This window comes from Argonema antarcticum A004/B2 (assembly GCF_023333585.1).
In the GTDB taxonomy this organism is placed as follows: domain Bacteria; phylum Cyanobacteriota; class Cyanobacteriia; order Cyanobacteriales; family Aerosakkonemataceae; genus Argonema; species Argonema antarcticum.
In genome coordinates, this window is the sequence record NZ_JAIQZN010000060.1 from 37,799 (window position 1) to 45,589 (window position 7,791).

8 protein-coding genes and 1 tRNA gene are annotated in these 7,791 nt (G+C 47.3%); 6 read left to right on the forward strand and 3 right to left on the reverse strand.

Going from position 1 to position 7,791, the window contains the following annotated elements; genetic code table 11:
• Positions 1 to 1,264 (reverse strand): tetratricopeptide repeat protein (locus tag LAY57_RS22980; protein ID WP_249069290.1); only part of this gene is annotated, 1,264 nt, incomplete at its 3' end.
• Between the two features lie 452 nt (positions 1,265 to 1,716).
• Here LAY57_RS22980 and psbZ point away from each other — a divergent pair.
• The 5 genes from psbZ (at position 1,717) to LAY57_RS23005 (ending at position 5,003) form a co-directional block, all read left to right on the forward strand.
• Entirely contained in the window at positions 1,717 to 1,905 is a 189-nt protein-coding gene (psbZ, locus tag LAY57_RS22985) for a photosystem II reaction center protein PsbZ (protein ID WP_249069322.1), read from the forward strand.
• Positions 1,906 to 2,096: 191 nt separating this feature from the next.
• The gene (gene ribH, locus LAY57_RS22990) at positions 2,097 to 2,597 is read left to right on the forward strand and encodes a 6,7-dimethyl-8-ribityllumazine synthase (protein ID WP_249069292.1); all 501 of its coding nucleotides are present in this window, start codon (positions 2,097 to 2,099) and stop codon (positions 2,595 to 2,597) included.
• A gap of 262 nt (positions 2,598 to 2,859) precedes the next feature.
• Positions 2,860 to 2,931: transfer RNA gene (locus LAY57_RS22995), tRNA-Gly, on the forward strand.
• A 397-nt stretch (positions 2,932 to 3,328) separates the two neighbouring features.
• Positions 3,329 to 3,751, forward strand: coding sequence for a hypothetical protein (locus LAY57_RS23000; RefSeq protein ID WP_249069294.1), 423 nt, complete (start codon positions 3,329 to 3,331; stop codon positions 3,749 to 3,751).
• On the forward strand, positions 3,741 to 5,003 hold the full coding sequence (locus tag LAY57_RS23005; RefSeq protein WP_249069299.1) for a glutamate-5-semialdehyde dehydrogenase: 1,263 nt from the start codon (positions 3,741 to 3,743) through the stop codon (positions 5,001 to 5,003). Before LAY57_RS23000 ends, LAY57_RS23005 begins: the two co-directional genes overlap by 11 nt.
• Positions 5,004 to 5,087: 84 nt before the next feature.
• Here LAY57_RS23005 and LAY57_RS23010 read toward each other — a convergent pair whose 3' ends face one another.
• Entirely contained in the window at positions 5,088 to 5,903 is an 816-nt protein-coding gene (locus LAY57_RS23010) for an acyl-CoA desaturase (RefSeq protein WP_249069307.1), read from the reverse strand.
• Positions 5,904 to 5,983: 80 nt separating this feature from the next.
• On the opposite strand from LAY57_RS23010, the gene LAY57_RS23015 reads away from it, so the two are divergent.
• Positions 5,984 to 7,213: a methionine gamma-lyase family protein gene (locus LAY57_RS23015; protein ID WP_249069308.1), complete on the forward strand. Its 1,230-nt coding sequence runs from the start codon at positions 5,984 to 5,986 to the stop codon at positions 7,211 to 7,213.
• A 91-nt stretch (positions 7,214 to 7,304) separates the two neighbouring features.
• Here LAY57_RS23015 and LAY57_RS23020 read toward each other — a convergent pair whose 3' ends face one another.
• The gene (locus LAY57_RS23020; protein WP_249069310.1) at positions 7,305 to 7,559 is read right to left on the reverse strand and encodes a type II toxin-antitoxin system RelN family antitoxin; all 255 of its coding nucleotides are present in this window, start codon (positions 7,557 to 7,559) and stop codon (positions 7,305 to 7,307) included.
• Positions 7,560 to 7,791: the final 232 nt, after the last annotated feature.

A 7,791-nucleotide genomic window follows, 5' to 3' on the forward strand; every position in this document is an offset into this window, starting at 1 on the left:
CGATCGCTTTCTCTAGATTATCTGCCCTCTCTCCCCTGATTCTGTCACTGTAGGCAGTTGCCAGATTATTTTGCGTCTTTGCCCATTGTTCGGGAAAAGCTTGGCGGGTGTAGACATCGAGTACAGCGGTGTAAAATTCGATCGCTTTCTCCAGATTATCTGCCCTCTCTCCCCTGATTCTGTTACTGTAGGCAATTGCCAGATTATTTTGCGTCATTGCCCAATCTTGGGGAAAGGCATCGCGGGTGCTAACGGTGAGGGCGGCGGTGTAAAATTCGATCGCTTTCTCTAGATTATCTGCCCTCTCTCCCCTGATTCTCTTACTGTAGGCATTTGCCAGATTATTTTGCGTCATTGCCCAATCTTGGGGTAAGGCTTGGCGGGTGTAGACATCGAGTACAGCGTTGAATGATTCGATCGCTTTCTCCAGATTATCTGCCCTCTCTCCCCTGATTCTGTCACTGTAGGCAGCAGCCAGATTATGTTGCGTCTTTGCCCAATCTTGGGGTAAGGCTTGGCGGGTGCGAACGGCGAGGGCGGCATTGTAAGATGCGATCGCTTTTTCGATATTATCTGCCCTCTCTCCCCTGATTCTGTCACTGTAGGCAAGTGCCAGATTATTTTGCGTCATTGCCCAATTTTCGGGAAAGGCTTCGCGGGTGTAAACTTTGAGTGCGGCGTTGTAAAATTCGATCGCTTTCTCCAGATTATCTGCCCTCTCTCCCCTGATTCTGTCACTGTAGGCAAGTGCCAGATTATTTTGCGTCATTGCCCAATTTTCGGGAAAGGCTTCGCGGGTGACAACGTTGAGTGCGGCGTTGTATGATTCGATCGCTTTTTCGATATTATCTGCTCTATCTTCTCTGATTCTGTCTCTGTAGGCATTTCCCAGATTATTTTGGGTCATTGCCCAATCTTGGGGAAAGGCTTCGCGGGTGTAGACTTGGAGTGCGGCGGTGTATGATGCGATCGCTTTTTCGATATTATCTGCTCTATCTTCCCTGATTCGGACTTGGAGTGCGGCGGTGTATGATGCGATCGCTTGTTCGATATTCCCTAGCTGACTGGCAAGATTTCGTAAGAAATCAGCCCCATTCTCGTTTCCTGACTCTGCCAACTTTTCTGCTATTATCTCGCAAGCTAGCAGAAACCCCAAATCCAGCAATTCTGAATTAGCCTGTAAAATCTCCGCTTCTTCAGCCTTGGGACAACTTAGCAGTTGTTGAATCAGATTCAGATAAGCTGGGACGCGGTTTTCATCCATTGGGCTTACACTCAGATAGCTACGGGAAAGGGAAAAGGGAAGAGTTGGAGTTAGGTAGGTAGTTGCGCTTTCTAGCTCTTATGACAACTGGGATAAAAGCGCTGAAGCGCAACTACGTACCCAGAAAGCAAGTAACTAGCAACTTGAGTTACTAATTGAGTGTAACCTTACTTCTAACATTTACTGTGAGTATATTAACTCATTGACAAAAGTTACAGAGAAGGGTTAGTTTATTAAACTTTTGAATTTTGACTTGATGAAATGGTATTGCAGTGCGCGATCGATCTGGTCAAAGGCGTGTCGCTCTCCTGATAAAATGCCTTAAGACGGTAGACCTTGTTACCGAAAAACGAGCTAAAGCTTTCGGGCTGGAAACTTGTGGATGTAAGCTATTCGCGGCTTTAGCTGCTGAGTGCGATCGAATAGAGTTGCTGTATTGGGAGAAGCGGAAAATGACAATCTTGTTTCAATTAGCTTTGTTTGCTTTAGTCGCCTTGTCTTTTGTTATGGTTGTAGGCGTCCCTGTTGCCTATGCCTCACCTCAGAACTGGGATCAATCCAAACGCTTACTGTGGTTGGGTTCCGGTGGCTGGGTTGTTTTGGTGCTTGTAGTCGGTGCGTTGAGTTATTTTGTGGTTTGAGCCAAGTTAATTGGTCAAGAGTCATTGGTCAAGAGTCATTAGACCTCTCCTTTCCAAGATGTAGAGACGTTGCATGCAACGTCTCTACAAGGGTTCTAGGTAACGCACCTTTAATTTCTGGAGAGGTCAATTAGTAAAAGACTAATAACTAATGACTCTTGAGTAATGACTAATGACAAGGAAGTATTTAAATGGCAGTTTTTGAGGGAAATTTTACTCAGGCGGAATCTCTGCGATTTGCGATCGTGATCGGTCGATTCAACGACCTGGTGACGACCAAGCTTTTGGAGGGATGTCAAGATTGCCTGAAACGCCACGGCGTCGATACAGATCCTCACGGCACTCAGGTAGATTATATTTGGGTTCCGGGCAGTTTTGAGGTGCCTTTGGTGGCTCGTCAAATGGCAATGACCCAGCGTTATGATGCGGTGATTTGCCTGGGTGCGGTGATCCGAGGTCAAACTCCTCACTTTGATTATGTCGCTGCTGAAGTCTCCAAGGGTATCGCGGCGGCGGGATTTCAGACTGGAATTCCGGTGATTTTTGGCATAGTGACCACAGACACGATGCAGCAAGCCCTAGAACGGGCGGGAATTAAGAGCAATAAGGGCTGGGATTATGCGATGAACGCCCTGGAAATGGCGAATTTGATGCGTCAAATCAAGAGTAATGCCGATCTCCAGCCTTTATAGCAACCGACGAAAGTCGGTTAGGGCAACTCCAACTCTTACTTCTTATCCAAATCCCTTACGCAGTAACCTTTTCCGTCTTCCCTCTTCCCTAGCCCCTAGCCCCTAGCCCCTAGCCCCTAGCTATACCTGCTTCCCTGAAAAGTGCGATCGCTCCCAGAGAGTCAGCCGGACTGGAAGGACTGAGCTAGGATATCCAAAATAATTGCTGTCTTATAGTTGACAGACAGGAATTATTTTGCGATAGTAAGAACAGTGAGTGGTTGCGGGTATAGCTCAGTGGTAGAGCGTCACCTTGCCAAGGTGAATGTCGCGCGTTCGAATCGCGTTACCCGCTTTTAAAGTATTGTAAAATTTCATTGACTTTATAGCCATCAATAGCCATTTATAGTATAGTAATTCGGATGTGAATGGCAGTGCGAACATTATCAAAAAAGCATTTCCCAACGCTGCCCGAGGCAATACAGGGCGTGGTAGTACGTCCGGTGAGGGTCACACCTTACAAAATGGTTATCCAAGGCAAGTGTAATATTTGCCTATAAAACCTGTAACTATATTACGATAAAATGACCGGAAATCGCTTTGTTTTACATACGATAAGAGAAAGCGACTCCAGACATCCTCTTCTATACCGTTTAAGGGGCTGTTGCTAAGGGAGGATGTCAAAATAAATAGCGATCGCTAAAAATGTTCTCGATGCCCTTGGATAAACTCGGTTTGCGATAAGACCGCTTGTGCCATCTCCAAAATCCCAAAAGATAGACTTAAATACTGAATACCCTTGTCCCTGCGGACGAAAGGGTCGCTTGGTGCCGATCGTGCTGACAGAAGCCTTTGGCTGCAATCGCTGTCAGCAAATCTTTGTTGTGGAAAAAAGCGAATATGTAATCGAGCAACTATCTACAACCTATCCCTACAAGAAAGCTTGGCTATGGACAGGGAGTCGGTGGCATCAAGCTACAGGGTGGAAAGAATATTACTTGCCCATAGCTTTTCTCTGTGGCTTGGTGTTGCCTGGTATCTGGCTGGTTTGGGTTTTAAACTTTCATATAGGCTCCCACAATTTCTTTTTGGTAATAGTGCCAGTTATGCTGCTGGAAGTAGTAGCACTGATAAACTGGTTAGCTTACAGGCGTTCGCTCAATTATGACCGCTGAACCGTTTGATGCAACACCAGATTCGATCGCGGTTCGCCGCGCCTATCGAGCCTCCTTCGGCTTAGCCACTACCAAGGGAGTCGATCGCAGCCGTGCCGTTGTGGCAATGGCACAAGCGCTTAAACGCGCCTCAGACGACATTCTGGAAGCAAATACTCTCGACCTTTTGGCGAGTCGAGAGATGGCAGTGCCAGACCTAATTTTAGATTGGCTGAAACTGACACCCGAACGCCTCCAGACGACGATCCAAATGTTACAACGGTTAGGAGAGTTGTCCGATCCCTTGCGGCGGGTGATGAATGCTTCTTATCAACTCGAACAATCCCAGACTTACTGCCAGTTGATGCCTTTGGGGACGATCGCATTGGTGTATGAGGCGTTCCCGGAATTGGGGGCGCTGACGGCGGGTTTGTGTATCAAAACAGGGAATAGTTTGATTCTGCGAGGCGGAACTGAGGCGAGTCATTCTAATGGGGCGATCGCAACTGCTTTGCAGTCAGCGTTGGAAGAGACTGGGATGCCGGTAGGATCTCTGGAACTGCTACCATCCGATCGGGGGAGTTCACTGCGAGATTTGATAACTCAAGATCGATACGTAAATTTAGTGATTCCCTACGGTCGCCCCAGTCTAGTCCAGCAAGTGGTAAGGCAGTCAACTGTGCCGGTCTTAAAATCGGGGATGGGCAACTGTTACCTTTTCTGGGCACCATCTGGTAGTTTGGAGTTAGCTCGCTGGATGATTTTAGATAGCCATCAGAGCGAACCAGATCCGGTTAATGCGATCGAGAAAGTTCTCATCCACACCAATCAAAAGCCCTCTTCTTTGGTCACGCTTTGGAACAGCTTGAAGGAAAAGGGCTTTAAAATTCGAGCAGATGCCCAGTTAATGGCTGAGTTTCCAGATTTGAAGCTGGCTAACGAGTCAGAGTGGGGCGAACCTTATTTAACCAAGACGGTGGCTTTTAAAGTGGTGAATAGCCTAGAAGAAGCGATCGCCTGGATTAACCAATACAGCAGCGGTCACGCTGATAGTATTGTCACAGAATCTTATCAGGAAAGTCGTCAGTTTGCCTTGGGGGTGAATAGCGCCTCGACTTACATCAATGCCAGCCCTAGATTTTCTCGCAATCCCTCAAGAAGCGAAGGTATTTTTCTGGGTATGTCTAACCAAAAAGGCCATCGGCGGGGGTTGATTAGTATGGAAAGCTTGACAACGCTTAAGCATATTGTTCAAGGAAATGGACGATTTTAATAGGTAGGGAATTTCCGATGACATTTCAGATTTTAAATTTCAAATTTGAAATCTAAAATTGGAAATTGGAAATTCCCTAATTACCTACTTTTGCTGCGCTAGTTTTACATTGGTGGCCAGACCAAGGGTTTGTAATAATTGAATAGTCATCCATGTCATGTCAATTTCCCACCACTTCAAACCGTGACGAGCAGAATATTGAAAGGCATGGTGATTGTTGTGCCAACCTTCACCGTAGACTAGCACCGCTACCCACCAGCAGTTGGTGGATCGATCGCCAGACTCATAAGTGCGATAGCCAAATTTATGCGTGGCGCTATTGACTAGCCAAGTGCAGTGGTATACCGCAACTAAACGCACGAAGATTCCCCAAAGTACAAAAGGCCAGCCGCCCAGCAGATAAAGCACTACGCCCAGGAGAACTTGGAGTGGGAGAAAATACTTTTGTAAAAACTGATAAACTGGATCTTCTGCAATGTCTTTCGTGAAACGAGGAATTTCTTTTGTTTGCGGTAGCTGATAAAGCATCCAGCCCAAATGACTCCACAAAAATCCTTGATTGGAGTCATGTGGATCGCCTTCGCTATCCGAGTGCAAATGATGGAGGCGGTGCATACCCACCCAATCAATTGTCCCGCCTTGCATGGCTAAAGTCCCGAAGAAAACTAGGAGATATTCTAGCCACTTGGGAGTCTCAAAACTGCGGTGGGTGACTAGGCGATGATAGCCCAGGGTGATGCCCAAACCACCCGTCACCCAGTGGAGAAAAACAGCTAAGCCTACAGCTGCCCAGCTAAAGTTGCCGGGAAGGAAGGCGAAGATGGCAGCGGTGTGAATCGCAACCATGAAAAGGATCACAACCCAATGGGGGCGAAGTTTGGTCGAGGTGGCAAGCGTCATGCAGTAACCTTGATACGAATTGTGCAGCCCAATCTGCGGAACCCTAAAATCCGCATAGCTATATCGTGAATGAGGAATTAATGAACAGCCTTCAACAGCTGCTGTCAGCAGAACAGGCACTATTTCCGATTTTTTCTCGTATTGACGCTAAGGTCAAGCAAAATCTCAAAGGAGTGCTGGAAGCGTTTCGGCGTCATCGGGTAGGTGCCCATCATTTTGCCGGTGTTTCCGGTTATGGGCACGATGATTTGGGGCGCGAGACGTTGGATAAGGTGTTTGCCGATATCATGGGTGCCGAAGCAGCAACAGTGCGGGTGCAGTTTGTTTCTGGCACTCACGCGATCGCTTGCGCCCTATTTGGCGTCTTGCGTCCGGGAGATGAAATGCTGGCTGTCGTAGGTTCGCCCTACGACACACTTGAAGAAGTCATTGGCTTGCGAGGTCAGGGTCAGGGATCATTGATTGATTTTGGCATTAAATACCGAGAATTGTCTCTGACTGCCGAAGGAAGTGTGGACTGGCAAGCCCTCTCTCAAGGGATAGGGTACTGTACACGCTTGGTGTTAATTCAGCGTTCCTGCGGTTATTCTTGGCGTCCTAGCCTCTCGATCGCCGATATTGAGAAAATAGTTTATATCGTCAAACAGCAAAATCCCCACACAGTTTGCTTTGTGGATAATTGCTACGGCGAATTTATCGAGGAGAGGGAACCCACTCATGTCGGTGCTGACTTGATTGCTGGGTCGTTGATTAAAAATCCCGGCGGGACTGTCGTTGCTGCTGGCGGATACGTTGCTGGTAGGGCAGATTTGGTGGAAGCTGCCGCTTGTCGCCTGACGGCACCGGGAATTGGCAGTGCTGGGGGTGCTACATTCGATCAGAATCGTTTGCTGTTTCAAGGTTTGTTTTTGGCACCGCAAATGGTAGGCGAGGCGATGAAGGGCAATCACCTGACGGCTTATGTGTTCGACAAGTTGGGTTATCCGGTGAATCCTTTGCCTTTGGCACCCCGGCGGGATGTCATTCAAGCTATTAAGCTGGGTTCGCCTGAGAAGCTGATCGCTTTTTGTCGGGTCGTTCAGCAGCATTCGCCGATCGATTCTTATGTGGAACCCGTTCCTTGGGATATGCCGGGTTATGAGAGTCAGGTGGTGATGGCTGGCGGTACGTTTATCGAGGGCAGTACGTTGGAGTTTTCGGCTGATGGGCCTTTGCGTGAACCATACGTTGTATTTTGTCAAGGGGGAACGCACTGGACTCATGTTGCTCTAGCACTTGAAGCTTTGATTGATGCGATCGGGCCTGCTTAAGGTATTGACATTTTCGACAAATTATGTATTTGGCAGAAACCCGGTTTTTTGAAAAAACCGGGTTTCTGTATCAATCTGGACAAAAGGCGTGTCATTCGACATCTATTCCCTCCCACATTTGAGAAAGAGGTATGCGTTGTCCAGATTTAGCTTCCTGCCATGCTCTCCTGAGACTGGCCTTCACTTCTTCAATGGGAGTATCATCAGGATCGGTTTCTGCTTCTTCTATTACTTCGGGAAAAAGTACGATAACTCGCACGCGACTAGGGGCAAAATTTTCAATGGGTTGGTCGAGGGATAATTGCCCTTTTTCATCCAGGGTTCCTGTTACTTCAATGGCTTTCATCTGGTTTTACTGAAGTCAGTTTGCGTCAATTATATCATATTTGATGCTGGTTTAAGGAAGTTGATATTTGAGTGCGATCGCGCTTCACCTGAGAAACCGGGTTTCTCTTGTGTACTTCATTCGACTTTCCGAAGAAGAAACACGAACATTGAACTTATAGCCCACATTCCGCACCCTCAACTGTCACACATCAACAAAAAAGCGATTGAATAGTACAGATGAACTAAAGTCG

Coding starts and splice junctions, on each gene's coding strand:
- psbZ (WP_249069322.1), top strand. CDS start 1,717: ATGACAATCTTGTTTCAATTAGCTTTGTTTGCTTTAGTCGCCTTGTCT.
- ribH (WP_249069292.1), top strand. CDS start 2,097: ATGGCAGTTTTTGAGGGAAATTTTACTCAGGCGGAATCTCTGCGATTT.
- LAY57_RS23005 (WP_249069299.1), top strand. CDS start 3,741: ATGACCGCTGAACCGTTTGATGCAACACCAGATTCGATCGCGGTTCGC.
- LAY57_RS23010 (WP_249069307.1), bottom strand. CDS start 5,903: ATGACGCTTGCCACCTCGACCAAACTTCGCCCCCATTGGGTTGTGATC.
- LAY57_RS23015 (WP_249069308.1), top strand. CDS start 5,984: ATGAACAGCCTTCAACAGCTGCTGTCAGCAGAACAGGCACTATTTCCG.
- LAY57_RS23020 (WP_249069310.1), bottom strand. CDS start 7,559: ATGAAAGCCATTGAAGTAACAGGAACCCTGGATGAAAAAGGGCAATTA.